The following is a 20,148-nucleotide window of genomic DNA, read 5'->3' as shown; positions in this document are numbered from 1 at the left end:
GCGGTAAGCGGACAGGGCGGACTCCCAGCGCCGACGCCACTTAGCACTCCGACGTTCGTGCCGCACGCACCTCCTGCGAAGCTGCCCGCAGCCGTAGTCTGTGGCCGTGCAAACGATCGCGAGAGAACCTGCTCGGGCGGGAGGGACGTCGTGACGGATCTCGCGCACTCCCCCGCTGCCCCGGCGCCCGGGCGCGTGCTCGGCGGCCGCTACCGCCTCGAGGCGCTGATCGGGCGGGGCGGGTACGCGAGCGTGTACCGCGCGATCGACGAACACCTCGAGCGGGCCGTGGCCGTCAAGGTTTTCACCGCGAGCACCGCCGATGGCACCGACCGCGCCCGCGTGGCGTCAGAGACGCGCGTGCTCGCCTCGCTCACGCATCCATCACTCGTGACGCTCTTCGATGCGCGGCTCGACGAGGATCCGTCGTACTTCGTGATGGAACTCATCGACGGCCCCACACTGAGCGAGCGGATCGCCGACGCACCGCTGGACCCCGTCACCGCCGCATCCGTCGCCGCCGACCTGGCCGAGGCGCTGCACGTCATCCACGCGCGCGGCATCGTACACCGCGACGTCAAACCGTCCAACGTCCTGCTGCGCCCCGCCCCGATGCCGTCCCAGCCGCCGCGCGCGACGCTCGCCGACTTCGGGATCGCCTACCTCATCGACTCCGCGCGGGTCACCGCGACCGGAACGCTCATCGGCACAGCGGCGTATCTCAGCCCCGAGCAGGCCCGCGGCGAGACGCCCACGGCGGCCGCCGACGTGTACGCGCTCGGCCTCGTGCTGCTCGAATCCCTCACCGGGCGACGCGCATACGCGCAGGCCACGCCCCACGAAGCGCTCGTCGCACGACTCGTGCGCTCCCCCGAGGTTCCGGCCGCACTCCCCCACGGATGGCGCGTCCTCCTGTCCGCCATGACGGCGATGGATCCGGCCCACCGGCCCGACGCGCACGCGATCCAGCGTGCCGCCGTGCGCTTGAAGACCGAGGAGAGCGGAGGCTGGGATCCGACGGCGGTGACCATTCCCGCGCCCCGAGCCGAGGCCGGTCCGCATGACGTCACCGACCGGACGGCGGTGCTGCCCGCTGACGAGACATCGGATGTCCCGCTCCCCGCACGCTCGTCGCGCCGACGCGCCATGTGGCTCATCGCCGCCGCCGTCCTCGTCGTCGCCGGGCTCGTCGCGGCGGTGCTCGCTGCGACCGTGTGGGGAGGCCCCCCCGCACCGGACCCAACGCTCCCCGCGTTGCCCGAGCCCCTCGGTGAGCACATGCGTCAGCTCCTGGATCAGGTGTCGCCATGATGCGCCGGGCACCGGCCCTCGTCGGCCTGCTGCTGGCCGCGGCCGTCGCGCTGGCGGGATGCGGCAGCCCGCCCTCGCCCGGTGAGGACCTGCGTGCGCTCGTGGTCACCGCCGCGGAATACGCTGCCGCAGGCGATCTCACCGGAGCGACCACGTCCATCGACCAGGTCGAGTCCCGCGTCCGCTCGTCGCGCGAGGACGGTGGTCTGACGGCCGATGAAGCGGACCGCCTCCTGGCGACCATCGCGCTCGTGCGGGCCGACCTCGCCGCGCTCGCGACGCCGGCGCCCGAACCCGAGCAACCCGTCACGGTCGTCCCCGAAGAGCAGGCCCCGGTGAACGAGACGCCCGCCGGCGACGAGAACCCGGGTTCGGACGACGGCGGACCGGCAGACAACGGCAATGGGAACGGCAACGGCAACGGCAACGGCGAGGACAAGGACAAGGACAAGGACAAAGGGAAAGACAAGAACGAGGGAAAGGGCGAGGAGAAGGGCAAGGAGAACAACGGGAAAGGCACGGGGGAAGTCCCCTGATCGCAGGCCTCTCCCCCTCCGTCCGGGGGTGCCCTATGGTGAGCCCGAAGCGTCTCAGCTTCCTCACAGAAAGGAGGGCGCCATGTCCTTGGACACGTCCTTCGAGCGCGGCGCCGTGACCTCCATCCGCACCGCCCTCGGCGTCAGCGGCGCTTTGTCCCTCATCGTGGGCATCCTCATCCTCGTATGGCCCGGGCGGACGGCAGAGGTCGCCGTCGCCATCATCGCCATCTGGGCGGTCGTGGCAGGACTCGTATATGCCGCGCTCGGCATCTTCTCCCGGGTCCTGGGTGGATGGGGCCGCGTCGGCTACATCGCCCTCGGCGTGCTCTTCGTCGTCGCGGGCGTCGTGGCCCTGATCAACCTCGCCGCCGCGACGGTCGGGTTCGCCGCCTTCCTGGGGGTCTTCATCGGAATCCTGTGGATCGTGGAGGGTGTGGTGTCGCTCTCCACGCTGGGCGACGCGGCTTCGAAGGGCTGGACGATCTTCTTCGCGATCGTCAGCATCCTCGCCGGCATCGTGCTGGTCTTCACGCCCGCCTACGTGGCACTGCTGTGGCTGTTCCTGGGTATCGGACTCATCGTGCTCGGTGTCATCCAGATCGTGCGCGCCTTCATGTTCGGCCGCAGCCGGCTCTGAGTCCGACCGCCGGCGGGGTCAGGGCGCCGCCGGCTGCATGTCGTAGGTGACCCACGGTGTCGCCGATGCCACCTTGTCGTAGACGCGGCGGGCGGTGGCGTTGTCTTCCGCCGTGATCCACCGGACGACGTTCGCGCCCTCCTGCGCCGCGATGTCGCCCGCCCGTTCCAGCAGTGCGGTGGCCACGCCGGAACCGCGGGCATCGGGGGCGGTGAAGAGGTCGTCGAGATACAGCCCCATGCCGGCCGTGGACGGGCGCGCGAACCGGCGGAGATTGGCCAGCCCGACGATCCGCCCGGCGTCGACGGCGACGAGCCCGATGAAGCCGTGCTCGCCGGCTGACACCCAGTCCCACGCCGTCCGCACCGCCGTCGGGTCCGATGGGATCTCGTAGAACGTCCGGTAGCCCTCGTAGAGATCGCACCATCCGGCCCGGTCGCCGGCGGTGACGGTTCGTATGTCGATCGTCATCCCGTCAGAGTACGTGCGCGAGGATGACGATGTGAGACCGTATTCGCGCCCGCCCATCGATGCGCCGGTCTTCCACGACGCTGAGGGCCAGGTCATCGACTACGGGAACAGATGGGAGGGGTCGCCCCCGGAGGAGACCTACTCCGTCGACACCCATCCGGTGCGCTTCGCTCCGATCCACACGATCGCCGACGCCCTCAGTGTTCACCGCATACCCCGGCGTCTTGCTGCACGCCGGTCTGCTGCACGACTTCCGCTACCCGGTGTGCGGCTGCGACGCGTGCGATTCCACCTGGAATGCCGAAGCCGACCTCCTGGAGCAGCAGGTGCTCGCCGTCGTCACCGGCCATTACCGCGAGAGCGCCGAACGCGGATTCCGCCCCCGGGTCGAGCACGCGTTCACCTACCCCGACGGAGCGTCGTCCGGGCAAACGCCCGCACGAGCCCTCCCCGCGGAGCGTCTCAGAGCGGCCAGGCCCATCCTCCGGACCCAGCCCGACGGATGGGCAGCCTGGCCGGTCGCTTGAGCGGTCAGGCGCTCACGGGCAGGTGACGGCGCCACCATTCCAGGATGGCCGTGAACCGCTCGACGCGGTGACGCGGCTGACCGCCGCGCGTGAGCTCGTGGTTCTCCCCGGGGAAGATGAGCATCTCCGTCTCGGTGCCCTGGCGCTTGAGCGCGCTGTAGTAGCGCGTCGCCTGCTCGAGCGGGCAGCGGAAGTCCAGCTCCGAGTGGATGACCAGGGTCGGGGTGCTCACGCGGTCCACGACGGCCATCGGGCTCTGCGCCCGCATCGCGTCCGGATCCGTCCCCACATACTCGTCGCCGAAGAATGCGCCGATGTCGCTCGTGCCCTGGAACGACACCGGGTCCAAGAACCCGCGCTCCACGATCGCGCCGGCGAAGCGCGACTCGTGCGCGATGATCCACGCCGTCATGTACCCGCCGTAGGAGCCGCCCATGACACCGACCCGGCCCGCGTCCAGCCGCTCGTCGGCCGCGAGAGCGCCGTCGAGGAAGTCCATGATGTCGGTGTAGTCGATGGTTCCCATCGCACCGCGGATGGCGCGGCCGTGCGCGCGGCCGTATCCGGCGCTGCCGCGCGGGTTGCAGTACACGACCGCGTAGCCGGCGTCTACGAGCACCTGCGTCTCATCGAATGCGTGCACGCCGTACGTGGCGTAGGGCCCGCCGTGGATCTGGAGCAGCACCGGGAAGGGGCCCTCCCCCTCCGGGGTGGCGATCCATCCGTGCACCCGGTAACCGTCGCGCGCCGGCACCTCGAGTTCGCGCGGCGCGACGAGCCCCGCACGTTCAAGGGCGGCACCGAAGTCGGTGATCACGCGCGGCGATCCTGCGCCATCGATCAGCACGAGCTCGCCCAGAGATTCCGGCGTGCTCACCGAGGCGACGATCCGCTCCCCCGCCGCAGCGACCCCCGCCACTTCCACGTCGCCCCCGAGAACCTCCGTGACGCCGCCGTCGCGGGTGACGCGCAGCAGGCGCACGCGGCCGCGCGTGCGGTCCTGGACGAGGACGTCGGATCCGATCGGCGTCGCCTGGCTGCCGACCTCACCGAGGTCGATCGTCTCGGGATCGGTGAGGATGCGGGGGCCGCTCCCCTCCACGATCCACAGCGCCACACCCGGCGCGACGAAGTCCAGCCCGCGGGGGCCGACATCGTTGGCGAGGAGGAACACGGTGCCGTCGTCGGCGACGGCGACATCGTTCACATCGAGATTCGCGGTCGTGCCGACCACCTCGCGCGTCGAACGGTCGTGGACGGTGACGGCCACGACCGGTCGCCGCAGGTCGGGAGCATCCTGCTCGAGCACGTCGGGGACCACGAGGAGCTCGCGCCCGTCGGCGGTCCAGGTCGGTGCGCCCCAGCTGACCGGGCCCTCCGTCAGGGCGACCGCCTCGGACGCCACGACCGGCTTGACCGGCGCGTCCTCGCCCTCCGCGAGCACGCGCGGGGCCGGCTCGTAGAAGGGCTCCGCATCGACGTCGGGCGCGTCCACGACGAACAGCTGCGCGGGGCGATCGGCGAGGTAGCCCAGGCCGTTGGCGTTCCACCGGATGGCCGTGATGCGCCGCGGCGCCTCCGCCGTCGCATCCAGCCCCTCCACGGTGCCGTAACGGCCGTCCTCGGCGATGCGGGCGGTGTAGGCCAAGCTCGTGCCGTCGGGCGACCACGCGAACGCCTCGACCCCGGAGGGAGCGTCGGTGGCCTGCACCGGCTCCCCTCCCCCGGATGCCACGACGAACACCTGCGGGCGATTCTTCGTGTCTGCGCGCAGGAAGCCCACCCGCGTGCCGTCACGCGTGATCTCGGGCGCCGCATCCGCCGTGCCACGCGTGAGCCGCCGGGGATCTCCGTCGGGCAGATCGATGCGCCACAGCTGACCGACGTTGCGGTTGGCTGCGATGTCGGGACGTGAGGAGGCCACCACCGCGAAGGAGCCGTCGCGGGCCAGCGCGGGGCGTCCGAGGGAGACGAGGGCCTCGATGTCGTCGGCGCGCATCGTCACTCCTGCCCGAATGATGACGTGTCACCGATCAGCCGCGTGTTGTCGGCGGGGATCGGCTCAACCGCGGCCCGGGCGACCTCCGCGGCGAACTCCGACACGTTGTACAGGCGACCGGCCGATTCGCGTCGCGACGCGATCGCACCGGGGTTGGCGCGCTCCAGGAGGGTCGCGGTGATGGTGCCCTCGATCATGTCGCCCGAGACCACGACGAACCCGACCCCGCGCTCGGCGAGCTCGGGCACGAACTCCCGGAGCGCGTCCTCGCCCGCACGCTTGGAGAGTGCGACGGGCTCGTACTCGGGCATCGTCGGCGTCGTGCGGATGAAGTGAGCCTGGTGGCTCGTGACGAAGACGACCCGCGAGCCGTCACCGAGGAGCGGCATGGCCGTCTCCAGAACGCGCACCTGCGCGTCGCGGTTGAGCGCGAGGGCGTAGTCCTCACCCATGCCCGCCTCCATGCCACCGGAGGCGTTGAGCACCAGGATGTCCAGGTTGCCGAAGGCACGCTGCACCTCGTCGAACATGGCCTGCACCGAATCGGAGTCGGTCAGGTCGGCGCCCACGACGAGGACCTCCACGCCCAGACCGCGCAGCTCCGCACCGAGCTTCTCGGCCCGCGGGGCCTTGTTGCGGTAGTTCACCACGACGTTGGCACCGGCCTGCGCCAGGTAACGCGCCGTGTCCGCGCCGATGCCGCGGGAGGATCCCGTCACGAGAGCGGTCTTACCCCGGAGCGAGTCGGGCGGGAGGATCTGTGACACGGGGGTCTCCTGGTTCGACGGGGTTCTGCGCCGCGCCGCGGGGGTCGCGCACGACTGTTCGACCCTACCAATCCGGGCCCGGCGCACACCCCGCGTGGTACGTTCGGAAAGAGGGGAGGCGCATCGTGGACCTACTCCAGAACGTCGCGCAATGGGCATGGATCGGCTGGCTCGTGCTCATGCTGATCTTCCTGGTCATCGAGATGCTCACGCTGGATCTGACCTTCCTGATGCTCTCGATCGGTGGGCTCGCGGGCCTGGGCTCGGATCTGCTCGGTGCACCGCTGTGGCTGCAGGTGATCCTCGCCGCCGCCGTGGCCGCCGTCCTGCTGCTGGCCCTTCGGCCCCCGCTGCTCAAGCGCCTCCACCGCAGCTCCGACAGCAGTCCGTCCAACGTCGACGCGCTGCTCGGACTGGAAGGCCGCGTGCTGGCCACGGTGTCCACATTCGCGGGGCAGGTCAAGCTCGCCAACGGTGACATCTGGACCGCGCGCAGCGACGGCCGGGGCGAGATCGAACCCGGCACCCCCGTCCGGGTCGCACGCATCGACGGTGCCACCGCCTACGTCCGCCCCCGACCCGAGGAGCTCCCCGAATGACCGCATCCGAGGTCATCCCCACCGTGATCGGCTGGGCGCTGGCGATCGCCGTCCTGATCTTCGTCGTGGTGGTGCTCTTCCGCGCCATCCGCATCATCCCGCAGGCCAGTGCCGGCGTCGTCGAGCGCCTCGGCAAATATCACAAGACGCTGCAGCCGGGTCTCAACATCCTGGTCCCCTTCATCGACCGGGTACGCCCTCTCATCGACATGCGCGAGCAGGTCGTGTCCTTCCCGCCGCAGCCGGTGATCACCGAGGACAACCTCGTCGTCTCCATCGACACGGTCGTCTACTTCCAGGTCACCGACGCCCGTGCGGCGACCTACGAGATCGCCAACTACCTGGGCGCCGTCGAGCAGCTGACCACCACGACGCTCCGCAACGTCGTCGGCGGGCTGAATCTCGAGGAGGCGCTCACCAGCCGCGACAACATCAACGGCCAGCTGCGCGTCGTCCTCGACGAGGCCACCGGCAAGTGGGGCATCCGGGTCGGTCGCGTCGAGCTCAAGGCCATCGACCCGCCGGTGAGCATCCAGGACTCCATGGAGAAGCAGATGCGTGCCGAGCGCGACCGGCGTGCGGCGATCCTCACGGCGGAGGGCTCGAAGCAGTCGCAGATCCTCGAGGCCGAAGGGCGTCGGCAGGCGGAGATCCTCCGCGCGGAGGGCGACAAGCAGGCCGCCGTCCTCCGGGCCCAGGGCGAGTCCGAGGCGATCCAGATGGTCTTCCACGCCATCCATGAGGGCGACCCCGATGAGAAGCTCCTCGCCTATCAGTATCTGCAGACCCTGCCGAAGATCAGTGAGAGCCCGTCGAGCAAGCTGTGGATCATCCCCAGCGAACTGACCGAGGCGCTCAAGGGCATCGGCGATGCGTTCGGCGGGCGCCAGCCCGAGCCGGCGCTGCGCCGGGCACCCCGCCCCCCGCAGCCCGCTCCCCCGCGCGACGGCGCGGCGGAGGCTGTCGCCGCGGCGCGCGAAGCGGCCTCCGCGGCCGACGACATCGCCGCGCAGGCTCGTTCCAGCGTGCCCCCGGGCCCCGGCGACCTCGGTTCCGGCGCGCCCGCGTAAACGATGGTGCACCCCTACCTCCGCGGCGCGCGAACGCCCCGGGTCCTGGCCCACCGCGGTCTGGTGACGCCGGATGCGGCCGCCGCGGGCGTCGTGGACAACTCCTTCGCCGCCGTGGCCGCCGCCCACGCCGCGGGGGTCGAGTTCGTCGAATCCGACTGCCACCTGACCGCCGACGGCGTCGTCGTGCTCGTGCATGACGACGACCTCTCGCGCATCGCAGGCGACCCGCGCCGCGTCGCGGACGTCCGGCTGCACGAGCTGGCCGACCTGCTGGCCGACCGCGGCGGCCTCCTGACCCTGGAGCAGGCCCTGGATGCCTTCCCGGACCTGCGTTTCAACCTCGATGTGAAAGCGGACGGTGCCGAGGAGGCGGTGGGCCGACTCGTCGCGCCGCATGCCGAGCGCGTGCTGCTCACGAGCTTCTCCGACGAGCGCCGGCTGGCAGCCCTCGCCGCCGCCGAACGGGCCGGCGCGCCGCTCCTGCCCGCCACCTCCCCCGGTTCCCGCACCCTCGGCCGCCTGCTGGCGGCGCTGACCATGCGCAGTCGCCGCGCGACCGACGCTGCACTCCGGGACCTGGACGCGCTGCAGATCCCCGAGCGGCATCGGCGGCTGCGCGTTCTCACGCCGCGGCTCCTGGACGCCGCGCACGCCCACGACGTCGAGGTGCACGTCTGGACGGTCAACGATCCAGAGGACATGCGGCGGCTGCGCCGCGCCGGCGTCGACGGTCTCGTCACCGATCGGGCGGACGTCGCACTCGCTCTCTCCGCCTGAACAATGCCCCTGAGCATCCTCTGTGAATGCTCGATGAGCAGGTCCCGTTCGGATGGTTCGCCCAGCGCAGAGCGTTATACCTGAACAGCGACGAGAGGACCACACAATGGCAGACCGCAGTCTTCGCGGAGTGCGACTCGGCGCCCAGAGCCTACAGAGCGAAGAGGGCGTCGTTTTTCACGACCGTACACAGCACACCTACACCTGCACGTCCTGTGCACGTGACACGACACTGACATTCGCCGCCGACGCGGAGGTGCCCCCGTCCTGGGAGTGCCGCACGTGCGGCGCCGAGGCGCTGCTTCGCATCGGCGAGGGCACGGCCACCGTCGACCACAGCGAGGACAAGGCGCCCCGCACGCACTGGGACATGCTGCTCGAGCGGCGCACCCTCCCCGAGCTGGAGGAACTGCTCGAGGAGCGCCTCGCCTACATCCGCGCCCGCCGCGGAGGCGGCAGCGCCCCGGAGAAGCTCTCGGCCTGAGCGCAGGCCCACCACGATGCCGGTCCCCTCGGGGGCCGGCATCGTCGCGTGCGGGCATGCCCGCAGCGGGCGTCAGGCGCGGGTGCGGCGGTCTCGCCAGAAGGTCAGCGCGCCCAGCACGACGAGGGTCAGCAGGCTCCCCCATCCCAGGATCACCTGCACGGCCGGGCCCACCACCGACGCCGGCGTGAGACCCTCGCGCAGCGGCACGTCGGTGAGCATCGCGCCGGCCTCCCCCGCCGGCAGCGCGTCGATCACGGTGCCGTCGGGGGCGATGACCTGGCTCGTGCCCACCGTGGAGATGTTCACGACCGCGCGCCCGGTCTCGATGGCGCGCATGCGCGCGGCGGCCAGCTGCTGCAGGTTCTCGTCGGTGTCGCGGAAGTCGGCGTTGTTCGTCTGGAAGACGTACAGCTGGGCGCCGTCGCGCGCCCCCTCCCAGATGACGTCGTCGTAGATGACGTCGAAGCAGATCGCGAGACCGATCGGGATGCCGTCCAGATCGAGGACGGGCGGATTCGTGCCGGGCGTGTACTCGCGTCCGATGAGGCCGACGAGGTCCGGCACGATCATCTCGAAGAACCACCGGTCCGGCACCCACTCGCCGAAGGGCACCGGATGCGTCTTGTCGTGCAGCTGCCCTGGGCCCTCTTCGGCCGTCCACAGCATCGAGGTGTTGAACACGTCGGCCCCGCGCCCGGTGGCGGCGTTGACGAGCAGGGGCGCGCCGATCCGCTCCGACAGGGCGTCGAGCGTGCGTGCCGTGCCGGGGGTCTGCAGAGGGTCGGAGTCCACCCCGCCCTCGGGCCACACCAGCAGGTCGAGCTCTTCCCCCAGCAGCGGGGCGGTGGCCGCAAGCTGCGCGTTGATCAGGTCGCCGGGGCCCCGCGCATCGAAGTACCCGCTCGGGCCGTTGCCCTGCACGCTGCCCACTCGCAGCGTGCCGGCCGGCGTGGTGGGGAACGCGGGCACGGCGACCAGGAGCACACCCAGCGCCGCGGCGGGCACCGCGGTGCGGACGTCACGGAAGCGCGCGGCCCGCACCCACTCCACCACGGCGGCCGTGAACGCGACGACGAGGAAGGTCAGGCCGGTGACCCCCGTCCACGATGCGATGCCCGCGAGCGGGCTCTCGGACAGGCTCATGCCGATGCGCCCCCACGGGAAGCCGGTGTAGGGCCACGAGCCGGTCCACAGCTCCCGCATCGTCCACAGGCCCGCCACGAGCGCCGGCAGGGCGACCAGTTGCGCCCACCTGCCCGGAAGGACGCGCGGCAGCCACCGGTAGGCGAGGGCGATCGGCACGGAGCCCACGGCCCAGAAGACCGTCTCGACGCCGGCCAGGCCCAGCCACGGCACGATACCCAGGTACCGCGTCGCCCACGACACGTGCACGAACCAGAACGCCGCGCCGAACACCAGCCCCACCAGCAGTGCGCCGCCGACGCTCCGCCCGATCAGGGAGACCAGAGCGAAGGCGATGCCGACGAACACCAGCGGCCATGCGCCGATGTCGGGGAACGCCGCATCCAGCGCGATGCCACCGACGGCGGCGGTGAGCACCGCGGCCCACAACGGCAGCGGCGGACGGGGTCGGGGCACGCATCGACCCTAACCGCGGGATGCTGACCGGAGGCTGTGTCAGACGGTGGAATACGCGACGATTCCCCGCCGCACGCCGTCCAGGGCCCGGCGGGCCACCGTCGCGACGGGGCCGTCCGCGACGAGGGAGAGCTGGTCGAGCAGATCGATGGTCTGCTTCGCCCAGCGGACGAAGTCGCCCGCAGCCATGTCGGCGTCCACGAGCACCCGGTCAAGCGGTCCGCCGCGGGCCCACTGGTGCATCGCGCTGGCCAGCCCCGCCGCGATGGGCTCGGTGCCGGGAAGGCGATGCTCGCGTTCGAGGTCGTCGAGCTCCTGCCACAGTGTCTGGGTGGCATCCAGCGCCGGCCGGAAGACGCCACGGGGCAGCCCGTGCTCACCGGGACCGGCGTCGTCGCGACGCGGCTCGTAGACGAGCGAGCACGCGATCGCCGCCATGGCCGGAGCATCTAGGCCGCTCCACAGTCCGCGGCGCAGCGACTCCGCCACCAGCAGGTCGCGCTGACCGTAGATGCGGCGCATCGTGCGCCCCGCGGGCGTCAGGCGCGTCGTGCCGTCGTCGTCCGCGACGACGTACTGCAGTTCGGTGAGCACGTCCACGACACGATCGAACGTGCGCGCCACGGTGCCGGTGCGGGAGCGGATCTGGGAACGGGTCTTGTCGGTCGAGCGCTTGAGCTTCCAGTACCGTTCCGCCCACCGCGCGTGGTTCTCGCGATCGGGGCAGGAGTGGGCGGGGTGACGCTGCATGCGCTTGCGCAGCGACAGCAGCTCGCGCTGCCGCTTCTCCCGTGTCGCGCGCGATGCGGTCGCGTCGCGTCGGTTGAGCTTTTCGACGTCGGCGAGTTCGCGGCGGATCGCGGAGTACTCCCGGAAGTCGCCGCGATCGCACGTCATGGCCTGCTCGTACCCGGCCAGCGACTCCTCCGCCTCGCGCACCTGGCGGGCCAGTCCCACGACGGCCCGGTCGGCCTGGAACTGCGCGAACGAGGACTCCAGGATCTCGCGGGCCCGCGACCGCCCGAACTGGTCGATGAGGTTCACGGCCATGTTGTAGGTGGGGCGGAAGCTGGAGTTCAGCGGATACGTGCGGCGCGAGGCGAGTGCGGCGACCGACTGCGGGTCGAGCCCCTCGGTCCACTGGATGACGGCGTGGCCTTCCACGTCGATGCCCCGCCGCCCCGCACGGCCGGTGAGCTGCGTGTACTCCCCCGACGTGATCGCCACGCGCGCCTCGCCGTTGAACTTCTCGAGCTTTTCCAGCACGACCGTGCGGGCGGGCATGTTGATTCCGAGCGCGAGAGTCTCCGTCGCGAAGACGGCCTTGACGAGCTTGCGCTGGAAAAGCTCCTCCACGACCTCCTTGAACGCCGGCAGGAGCCCGGCGTGGTGGGCCGCGACGCCGCGCTCGAGGTTGTCGCGCCACTCCCAGAAGCCGAGCACCGCGAGATCCTCCTCGCGGAGGGTGCGGGTGCGCTCCTCGACGATCTCTCGGATCTCCTGCCGCTCCTCCGCCGAGGTCAGCCGCAGGTTCGCCCGCCGCACCTGCTGCACGGCGCCGTCGCAGCCCGCGCGACTGAAGATGAAGAAGATCGCCGGCAGGAGGTTCGAGCGGGCGAGGAGGTCGACCACCTGCGGGCGGTCGAGCCGCTCGAAGCGCGGGATGTTCGCCGAGCGCACCGGGCGCTGACCGGGTCGCGGGGGTCGGCGCCCCTGCGCGATGGTGCCCGCCTGGCGTCCGGACCGGTACGCCTGGTTGCGGCGGTTGTTCTCATACGTCGCCCCCGACCCGGAGCGGATACGCAGGAGCTCCTGGTTGACCTGGGCGGTGGCGACACCGGCCCGGTCGTCGAAGAGGGGCAGGAGGTCGCCGCGCACGAGCACGTGCTGTTCGAGTGGCACGGGGCGCACCTCGGAGACGATCACCTGCGTGTCACCGCGCACGGTGTCCAGCCAATCGCCGAACTCCTCCGCGTTGGACACCGTCGCCGACAGCGACACCAGGCGCACCGAGGGCGGAAGGTGGATGATGACCTCCTCCCACACCGCGCCCCGGAACCGGTCGGCGAGGTAGTGCACCTCGTCCATCACGACGTAGCGAAGTCCGTGCAGGGCCGACGAGTCGGCGTACAGCATGTTCCGCAGCACCTCGGTGGTCATCACGACGATGCGCGCGGAGCCGTTGATGTTGGTGTCTCCGGTGAGCAGACCCACCTCGTCGGGGCCGTACACCTCGACCAGCTCACGGAACTTCTGATTCGACAGCGCCTTCATGGGCGTCGTGTAGAACGCTTTCTCACCCGGCTCCTGCATCGCCAGGTGCACGGCGAACTCGCCCACGATGGTCTTGCCCGCGCCCGTGGGCGCGGCCACCAGGACGCTGCGGCCCTCTTCGAGCGCCTGACATCCGGCGACCTGGAACTCGTCGAGTTCGAAGCGCTGCATGGCGGCGAACTCGGTGGTCAGCGGATGCTGTGCCCGCTGCGACGCGCGCGCGAAGCGCTCGGCGGGGCTGGCCTGACTCACGCGGCGGCCTCCGGCGGCAGGAAGGCATTCTCCCGGCGCCGGCGGCGGCGGTCGAACAGCAGGGACAGGCCGGCCGCGGCGAAGAACAGCACGACGAGGATGCCCGCCAGCAGCAGCATGCTCACGACATCGGCGGCGGGGGTGGCCAGGGCGGCGAAGATCGTCGCGACCAGCACGGCCACCCGCCAGCCCTTCAGGATCGCCTTCCCGCTCATGACGCCGGCGAGGTTCAACGCCACGAGGAAGACAGGAAGCACGAAGGCGACGCCGATGACGATGAGCAGCTTGAAGACGAAGTCGTAATAGGTGACGGCGGTGAACAGCTGCGCACCCTGATCGGGCACGAACGTGGCCATCAATTCGATGATGTGGGGCATGATGACCACGCCCACCACGCATCCGCCGAAGAACAGCGGCACGGCGGCAGCGACGAACCCGACGGTGTACCGGGTCTCCTTGCGCGTGAGGCCCGGCATGATGAAGGCCCAGATCTGCCACATCCAGACCGGCGCCGACAGCAGGAGGCCGATCGCGAAGGCGATCCGCATGCGCATGTCGAACGCGGACGTGACGGTGTCGAAGTTGAGGGCGACGAGGTCGGTGCCGCGGTCGGCGGCGACCGTGCGAATGGGCTCCGTGAGCACGTCGATCACGCCGTCGGTGATGAAGAACGCGACGACCATGCCTACGACCAGCGCCGCCGCGGCGATCATCAGCCGCTTGCGCAGCTCGATGAGATGCTGGCCGAGCGACATGCGACGGTCACGCCGTCGCGGCTTGCCGGGCTGTTCTCCCACCCGTGGCGGATCGGTCGTGACCACGACCGGTCAGGGGGTGGAGTCGGGCGTCCCGCCGGGCCGGTCCGCCACGGTGTTCGCCGACGTGCGCGCGTCGGGACGATCGGCGGGCGCCGTCTCGGTGGTGTCCTCCTGCTTCATCGCCTTGATCTCGCCACGGAACACGCGGGCGGACTGCCCCATGCTCTTGGCGAGGGCGGGCAGCTTGGCCGCGCCGAACAGAAGCAGGATGACGGCGAGGATGATCAGGAGGTGCCAAGGGCCGAAAGCATTGCCGAGCATGAGATCTCCTCGAGGATTACGGGATTCCCCCAGTGTAGCTCCCGTGCCGCCGCGGCGGCCGTAGCGCAGGGGTGCGCCGGTCAGCCCTCGCCGCGATACTGCGCGAGCCCGGCCCGAGCCCAGGAGGCCGCGGCGCACCGCGCGGCGGGCGGGTCGAGGATCTCCACGTCTCCCCCGCGCCGGGCGGCGAGGCGCTTGAGGCTGTGCTCATCGGCCACGTGCAGCGTCGCAGTGATGGCGGAGCCCGCCTTCTGGGTCGCAGCCCGATCGAGGTAGTCGCCGAGCAGAGGCGCGAGAGCGGCCGGGAAACGGATGCGGGCCACCACGTCGTTCTCGCCCGGTTCGAACAGCTCCGGCACCCGCTCCGCGCCGTGCGTGATCGCGATGTCGGTGAGGGTGAAATCGCTCGCCCGCTCGAGGTGGAACGTGCGCATCGCCTCGCGCATGTGGCACCATCCCTGCAGGTACCACTGGCCGCTGGCGATGTGCACCTTGACCGGGTCGACGGTGCGGGTGGTGGCGGGGGCGTCCGGGGCCTTGTACGTGAACGACACCGCGACCCGGCGCCGCAGGGCCTCGTCGACCACGTCGCGCACGCCGTCGACCGGCCCGGGCGCGACGATGACGTCGGCGGGCGTGGCCGAGGCCCCGCGCGCGAGCTTGGCGAGCAGGGCGTTGACGAGCTCGTTCGTGCCCACCCCCGGCAGGGTGCGGGCCAGCTGCAGGCCTGCGAGCAGCGCCGCCGCCTCCCGAGCCGTCAGACGCGGCGACCGCTCCAGGCCCACGGTGTTGGTGATCGAGATGACATCCCGGGAATCCAGCAGATCCCAGTCGATGTCGAAAAGGTCGTTCGGCAGCTGCCAGAAGCCGCCGTCACCGGGCAGGCCGATGACGGTGAGTCTCTCGACCATGGCCCGCATCTCCGCGGGTGCCACCTCGAACTCGGCGGCGGCCTCGGCGATCGACACCTCCCCCTTGCCGATGAGGTACGGCACGAGCTGGAGCATGAGTGCCGCGCGGTCGGTGGCGAGCAACGGCTTGCGCGCGCTCATGCGGCGTCTCCGTGCAGGCGCAGCGTCGCCTCGAGGCGACGGATCACCTGGTCGCGCAGCTCGACCGGGGCCACGACGCGCACCTCGGGACCGTACGAGGCCAGTTCGTCGGCGAACACGTGCACGTCGACGAACGGTACGCGCAGTCCCTGCTCGGCCGGCGTGGCGCGGCGCTGCAGGCGCAGGGCCGCCTCGGTGCCCGGATGCACCTCCAGCAGCGCCGTCTGGGAGGCGGCCACCGCCTGGAGTCCCGACAGCGCCCGCTCCCCCGCATCCTGACGCAGCGCCGGGTCGAACCGGTCGCGCGTGATCTGCACGTCGCCGACGATGCGGGCGAGGAGGAACGTGCGCTCGGCGTCGATGTTGAGATCGTGGCCGAAGACGTGCCAGCGCGCCTCGTACTCCACGAGTGCCAGCGGGCGGATGCGGCGCTCCCGCGCGGCGCGGTCACCCGGGCGCAGGTAGGGGAAGCGCACGATGCGGCTCTGCTCGATCGCGGACTGCAGGGCGGGGAAGGCCGGGTCGCGCAGGCTGATCCGAGGCGCGTAGCCGATTATCGGCTCGTCCACGGCGATCCCCAGCGCCCGGATCTTGCGCAGGCCGCTGCGCGCATCGGCCGACATCGACTCCGAGCCCCACACACTCCCGGCGATGTTCAGCAGCGCGATCTCGGCGGGAGTGAAGGTGATGTCGGCGGGCAGGGCGTACTCGGCGGTGGGCACGCGGTAGCGCGCTTCGCGCAGATCGTCGGGGTCGGCGTAGTCGCCGATCGTCTCGATCGGCACGCCGAGGCCGCGGAGGCTCTCCTTGTCGCGCTCGAACATCTTCTCCAGCGCATCCTTGGATGCCCCGCTCTCGGCCTGCTCGCGGTAGCCGGCGACAGAGGACAGGATCGTGTCCTTGGTCAGCCCCTGCTCGGTGGCCATGAGCGCCACCACCAGGTTGACCAGGCGCTCCTCAGGAGCGTTCTTCACCGGTCGCGTAGGCACCTTGACATCCTAGGGTCGGACCCGTCGTCGGTCACGTCTGTGGCGCGGCCGGACGGTGCGTGGGGTCTCCGCCGGGCGGCGACGGTGCTCAGCCTTGGACGCCGAGGATGTCGATGACGTAGACCAGGGACGAGCCACCCGGGACGACGCCCTGCTGCTGGTCGCCGAAGCCCTCTTCGGGCGGAAGCACGACGAGCACCTGGGAGCCCACCGTCTGGCCTTCCAGCGCAGACACGACCGCGGGGGGAAGCGTCTGCTCCGACACGGCACGGGGCGCGGCGTTCCACGTCGTGTCGAAGACCTCACCGGTCTCCCACACGACGCCCGTGGAGTGAGCGAGCGCGACCTCGTCGGCGGTCACCTCGGGTCCGTCGCCGCGCTTGAGCACCTCGACGGTGACCTCAGCCGGCGGCGTCCCCTCGGGCACGATGATGCCGGGGCGCCCGTCGGGAGCGCGCACGACGGTGGGAAGCCCGTGGCCCTCGATGAACTGGTCGGCTCCGTCGGCCTTCGGCAGGTACACCTTCCGCACGTCGACGATGGCGACGGCCGACTCGTCCTCGGCCAGGCCGAGGCTCTGCGCCGTCCCGTCCGCGAGGCTGTCGGGAGCCAGGCCCACGACAACGCGCGAACCCTCGGTGACGCACTCCAGTGCGTCGACCAGGCCGGGGAAGCCCTGGAGCCACTCCGTCAGGCTGAACGCCCGGGTGAGGTCGCCGTTGTAGGGCGTCGCGATGACCGTCTCACCGGTCGCGCCGCCGCTGATGGTGATGTCGAGCACCACGAGCTGGTTCTCGTCCTCGATGGCCGCGCCGTCGCCGCGCTCGAGCACCTTCGACACCGTGGAATCGACATGGAACGGAGTGCGCACGTCCACGCGCGGCTCGCCAGCTGCGGCGCCGCTCACCTCCACCAGATCCAGCGCCCCGCCGGCCCCTTGCGTGGGGTTGCAGGATGCCTCCGGCGACGTGGAGCAGCCGACGAGACCCACGGCGATCAGGGCCGTGGCGGTGAGGAGAGCGGGGGTTCTGCGCACCGGAACAGTCTAGGGGGTGGGCTCCGCGTCACCCTGTCCCGCCGCCTGGCGCACGCCCTCGGCGGCGCGCTGGGCGTCACGGATGCGCTTGCGCAGGTTCTTGTCGGTGATCTCGCGATCCCCGACGGCGCCGGGCGTCCAGATCTCCACGTCCTCGTCGGCGTAGGACGGTTTCTTCAGAGCGCGTTTGCGCACGTCGGGCGGCACCGCACCCGGGGCGAGCCTGCGCGCGGTGATGAGGAAGCCCGTGTGCGCCACCATGCGGTGGTCCGGGCGCACGGCGAGGCCCTCGACGTGCCATCCGCGCACCATCGTCTCGCTGGCCTCGGGCTCGGTGAACAGCCCCGTGCCGCGGAGGTACTCGGCGACGCGGCTGAGCTGGGTGGCCGTGGCGACGTAGCAGAGCACGACGCCACCGGGGGTCAGCGCGTCGGCGACGACGTCGATGCACTCCCACGGGGCGAGCATGTCGAGCACGACACGGTCGGCGCTGCCCGGTGCGACGGCATCGGGGAGAGCCTCGACCAGGTCGCCCACCCGCAGGTCCCACGTGGGCGGTTCCTCACCGAGGTACGTCTCGACGTTGGCGCGCGCGACCTCCGCGAACTCCTCGCGACGCTCGAACGACACCAGTCGCCCAGCCGGGCCGATCGCGCGCAGGAGCCACAGTGCGAGCGCACCCGAGCCGACGCCGGCTTCCACCACGACGGCGCCGGGGAAGATGTCGGCCTGCGCGATGATCTGCGCGGCATCCTTCGGATACACGATCGCCGCTCCGCGCGGCATCGACATCACGAAATCGCGCAGCAGCGGACGCAGGGCGAGGTACTCGTGGCCGGCGCTGTTGACCACGACGGAGCCGTCGGGCTGGCCGACCAGGCTCGCGTGCGGGAGGACGCCGTTGTGGGTGTGCAGCTCGCCGCCCTCGCGCAGCGTGACGGTGTGCAGACGCCCCTTGGGTCCGGTCAGCTGCACGCGGTCGCCGATACGGAACGGCCCGCTCAGGTGCGGGGTCTCACTCACCGCCGGCTCCCGGCCGGGGCGTGAGCGGCGTGGAGGGCCCGCAGGTCGTCGGTGGTGCGTCCGTCCAGGGTCGGCCACAGCTCGTGCGCGCCCACACCGGTGAGCGAGAGCAGGAGCGGCACGCCGAGGGAGACGGCGCCGCTGGCCACGGCCGCGCGCAGGCCGTTCGGGGAATCCTCGATCGCGACGGTGTCGGCCGGATCCACCCCGAGCATCGTGCACGCCTGCAGATACGCGTCGGGGTACGGTTTGGGCCGGGTCGCCTCGTCGCCGGCGATCACGACGTCGAAGGCGTCGAAGTCGATGCGTTCGACCACGCTGTCGGCCATGCGGCGCACCGACATCGTCACCAGCGCGGTCTTCACGCCCTGGGCGCGCAGATCGGCCAGCAGCTCGCGCGCGCCGGGGCGGAAGGGCACGCCGTTGGCGGCGAGGCTCGCCATGACGCTGTCGGTGAGTGCGTCGATGATGTCGGGGATGCTCATCTTCACCCCGGCGTCCTGCAGGACACGTGCGGAGTCGGACAGGCCCCGTCCGACCAGCTGCAGAGCCTGCTCGTGGGACCACGTCCCCCCGAATCGCTCGACGAGCGGGGTCTCCGCCGCCATCCAGTACGGTTCGGTGTCCACCAGTGTGCCGTCCATGTCCCACAGGACGGCGGCGGGGAGGGAAGAAGTCATCCGACCATCGTAACGAGCGGCCGCACCGCCTCCCGCCCGGCCCGGCGCTCGTGCGATGCGCCTATCCTGGGATGACCTGCCGCAGGCTGAGGAGGTTGCGTGGACGCACTGGGTCGCCGGGTTCTGGTCACCGCCTTCGACGGATGGAACGACGCGGGCGAGGCCGCCTCGGCCGCCGTGGCGCTGCTGCGCGAACAGGGCGAGTACGAGCCGGTGTTCACCGTCGACCCCGAGCTGTACTTCGACTACCAGTACACGCGCCCGCACATGGTCAGCGACGGCGAGGGGCGGCGGATGCTGCGGTGGCCGGACGCCACCCTCTACAAGCCCGCACGTCCGGCGCGCGCCGGCACCGAGCTGTGGCTGCTCACCGGCGCCGAGCCCGCGCGCGCGTGGCAGGCCTTCGCGAGCGAGTTCGTGGACGTGGCGCTGCGGGAAGACATCACGGGATTCGTGGCGCTGGGGTCGATGATGTCCGACGTCCCGCACACGCGCCCCATCTCCGTCTTCGCCGGCAGCGAGAACGAGCGCCTGCGCGACGTGCTCGGCCTGGAGCGCAGCACGTACGAGGGCCCGGTGGGGATACTCAGCGCACTGGCCGTGGCCGCCGACGCCGCCGGCATCCCCGCCGCGACGCTGTGGGCGAGCGTTCCGCACTACGTCGCAGGGCACACCCCCTCACCCAAGGCGACCCTCGCTCTGCTCGACCGCCTCGAAGACCTCACCGGCGCGCAGGTTCCCCGCGGCGACCTCGCCGGTGAGGCCGCCGCGTGGGAGGCGTCGATCGACGCCGCCGCCGCGGACGACGAGGAGATGACGGAGTACATCCGCCAGCTCGAGCGCACGCGCGACACGTGGGACTCCCCCGAAGCCTCCGGAGACGCCATCGCGCAGGAGTTCGAGCGCTATCTGCGTCGCCGCGGCGACGGCCCGACCAAGCCAGGACGCGACGAGCCGCCGCGCCGCTGAGCTCGGCC

20 protein-coding genes and 1 pseudogene are annotated in these 20,148 nt (G+C 71.2%); 9 read left to right on the top strand and 12 right to left on the bottom strand.

All coding sequences use genetic code 11. The annotated features are described in order from the left end of the window. The first annotated feature begins 150 nt into the window (after positions 1–150). The 3 genes from F6J85_RS07825 (at position 151) to F6J85_RS07815 (ending at position 2,487) form a co-directional block, all read left to right on the top strand. A complete protein-coding gene (locus tag F6J85_RS07825) occupies positions 151–1,311 on the top strand; it encodes a serine/threonine-protein kinase (RefSeq protein ID WP_150924514.1) in 1,161 nt (386 codons plus the stop codon). Further along, positions 1,308–1,847: a hypothetical protein gene (locus F6J85_RS07820; protein ID WP_150924513.1), complete on the top strand. Its 540-nt coding sequence runs from the start codon at positions 1,308–1,310 to the stop codon at positions 1,845–1,847. The genes F6J85_RS07825 and F6J85_RS07820 overlap by 4 nt, the downstream gene beginning before the upstream one ends. A gap of 82 nt (positions 1,848–1,929) precedes the next feature. Further along, positions 1,930–2,487: an HdeD family acid-resistance protein gene (locus F6J85_RS07815; RefSeq protein WP_150924512.1), complete on the top strand. Its 558-nt coding sequence runs from the start codon at positions 1,930–1,932 to the stop codon at positions 2,485–2,487. 18 nt (positions 2,488–2,505) lie between these two features. On the opposite strand, the gene F6J85_RS07810 is transcribed toward F6J85_RS07815, so the two are convergent. After that, positions 2,506–2,958, bottom strand: coding sequence for a GNAT family N-acetyltransferase (locus F6J85_RS07810; RefSeq protein ID WP_150924511.1), 453 nt, complete (start codon positions 2,956–2,958; stop codon positions 2,506–2,508). On the opposite strand from F6J85_RS07810, the pseudogene F6J85_RS18205 reads away from it, so the two are divergent. Next, a pseudogene (locus F6J85_RS18205) lies at positions 2,945–3,485 on the top strand (DUF6226 family protein). The gene F6J85_RS07810 and the pseudogene F6J85_RS18205 sit on opposite strands and share 14 nt — an antisense overlap. Before the next feature lie 4 nt (positions 3,486–3,489). On the opposite strand, the gene F6J85_RS07800 reads toward F6J85_RS18205, so the two are convergent. Together F6J85_RS07800 and F6J85_RS07795 are read right to left on the bottom strand one after the other, a co-directional pair. Beyond that, positions 3,490–5,484, bottom strand: coding sequence for a S9 family peptidase (locus tag F6J85_RS07800; protein WP_150924510.1), 1,995 nt, complete (start codon positions 5,482–5,484; stop codon positions 3,490–3,492). A 2-nt stretch (positions 5,485–5,486) separates the two neighbouring features. Next, positions 5,487–6,251, bottom strand: coding sequence for an SDR family oxidoreductase (locus F6J85_RS07795; RefSeq protein WP_150924509.1), 765 nt, complete (start codon positions 6,249–6,251; stop codon positions 5,487–5,489). Positions 6,252–6,376: 125 nt separating this feature from the next. Between F6J85_RS07795 and F6J85_RS07790 the strand changes: the two genes are divergently transcribed. From F6J85_RS07790 to F6J85_RS07775, 4 genes are all read left to right on the top strand, one after another. Next, positions 6,377–6,850: an NfeD family protein gene (locus F6J85_RS07790; RefSeq protein WP_202980882.1), complete on the top strand. Its 474-nt coding sequence runs from the start codon at positions 6,377–6,379 to the stop codon at positions 6,848–6,850. After that, the gene (locus tag F6J85_RS07785; protein ID WP_150924508.1) at positions 6,847–7,920 is read left to right on the top strand and encodes an SPFH domain-containing protein; all 1,074 of its coding nucleotides are present in this window, start codon (positions 6,847–6,849) and stop codon (positions 7,918–7,920) included. Before F6J85_RS07790 ends, F6J85_RS07785 begins: the two co-directional genes overlap by 4 nt. A gap of 3 nt (positions 7,921–7,923) precedes the next feature. Further along, positions 7,924–8,700, top strand: a complete 777-nt coding sequence (locus F6J85_RS07780; RefSeq protein ID WP_150924507.1) for a glycerophosphodiester phosphodiesterase family protein — start codon at positions 7,924–7,926, stop codon at positions 8,698–8,700. 106 nt (positions 8,701–8,806) lie between these two features. Continuing rightward, the gene (locus tag F6J85_RS07775) at positions 8,807–9,184 is read left to right on the top strand and encodes an RNA polymerase-binding protein RbpA (RefSeq protein ID WP_135065978.1); all 378 of its coding nucleotides are present in this window, start codon (positions 8,807–8,809) and stop codon (positions 9,182–9,184) included. 72 nt (positions 9,185–9,256) lie between these two features. Here the strand turns inward: F6J85_RS07775 and lnt are convergent, their stop codons facing one another. The 9 genes from lnt to F6J85_RS07730 all read right to left on the bottom strand — a co-directional run bounded on the left by lnt (position 9,257) and on the right by F6J85_RS07730 (position 19,171). Continuing rightward, the gene (lnt, locus tag F6J85_RS07770) at positions 9,257–10,786 is read right to left on the bottom strand and encodes an apolipoprotein N-acyltransferase (RefSeq protein WP_150924506.1); all 1,530 of its coding nucleotides are present in this window, start codon (positions 10,784–10,786) and stop codon (positions 9,257–9,259) included. Positions 10,787–10,825: 39 nt separating this feature from the next. Next, entirely contained in the window at positions 10,826–13,312 is a 2,487-nt protein-coding gene (locus tag F6J85_RS07765; protein WP_150924505.1) for a DEAD/DEAH box helicase, read from the bottom strand. Next, complete coding sequence (gene tatC, locus F6J85_RS07760) at positions 13,309–14,067, bottom strand: twin-arginine translocase subunit TatC (protein ID WP_150927278.1); 759 nt, start codon at positions 14,065–14,067, stop codon at positions 13,309–13,311. Before tatC ends, F6J85_RS07765 begins: the two co-directional genes overlap by 4 nt. 72 nt (positions 14,068–14,139) lie before the next feature. After that, the gene (tatA, locus tag F6J85_RS07755) at positions 14,140–14,391 is read right to left on the bottom strand and encodes a twin-arginine translocase TatA/TatE family subunit (protein WP_224793545.1); all 252 of its coding nucleotides are present in this window, start codon (positions 14,389–14,391) and stop codon (positions 14,140–14,142) included. An 80-nt stretch (positions 14,392–14,471) separates the two neighbouring features. Next, positions 14,472–15,443 carry a WYL domain-containing protein gene (locus F6J85_RS07750; RefSeq protein ID WP_150924504.1) on the bottom strand — a complete coding sequence of 324 codons (972 nt, stop codon included), beginning with the start codon at positions 15,441–15,443 and terminating at the stop codon, positions 14,472–14,474. Continuing rightward, complete coding sequence (locus F6J85_RS07745) at positions 15,440–16,432, bottom strand: helix-turn-helix transcriptional regulator (RefSeq protein WP_150920844.1); 993 nt, start codon at positions 16,430–16,432, stop codon at positions 15,440–15,442. Before F6J85_RS07745 ends, F6J85_RS07750 begins: the two co-directional genes overlap by 4 nt. 88 nt (positions 16,433–16,520) lie before the next feature. Next, on the bottom strand, positions 16,521–17,468 hold the full coding sequence (locus F6J85_RS07740; RefSeq protein ID WP_150924503.1) for an FKBP-type peptidyl-prolyl cis-trans isomerase: 948 nt from the start codon (positions 17,466–17,468) through the stop codon (positions 16,521–16,523). A 9-nt stretch (positions 17,469–17,477) separates the two neighbouring features. Next, positions 17,478–18,491, bottom strand: coding sequence for a tRNA (adenine-N1)-methyltransferase (locus tag F6J85_RS07735; RefSeq protein WP_150920846.1), 1,014 nt, complete (start codon positions 18,489–18,491; stop codon positions 17,478–17,480). After that, a complete protein-coding gene (locus tag F6J85_RS07730) occupies positions 18,488–19,171 on the bottom strand; it encodes an HAD family hydrolase (RefSeq protein WP_150924502.1) in 684 nt (227 codons plus the stop codon). Before F6J85_RS07730 ends, F6J85_RS07735 begins: the two co-directional genes overlap by 4 nt. Before the next feature lie 99 nt (positions 19,172–19,270). On the opposite strand from F6J85_RS07730, the gene F6J85_RS07725 reads away from it, so the two are divergent. After that, positions 19,271–20,140 carry a PAC2 family protein gene (locus F6J85_RS07725; RefSeq protein ID WP_150924501.1) on the top strand — a complete coding sequence of 290 codons (870 nt, stop codon included), beginning with the start codon at positions 19,271–19,273 and terminating at the stop codon, positions 20,138–20,140. Positions 20,141–20,148: the final 8 nt, after the last annotated feature.

Source organism: Microbacterium lushaniae (assembly GCF_008727775.1).
GTDB classification, from domain to species: domain Bacteria; phylum Actinomycetota; class Actinomycetes; order Actinomycetales; family Microbacteriaceae; genus Microbacterium; species Microbacterium lushaniae.
This window is presented reverse-complemented; position numbering and strand designations above follow the sequence as displayed.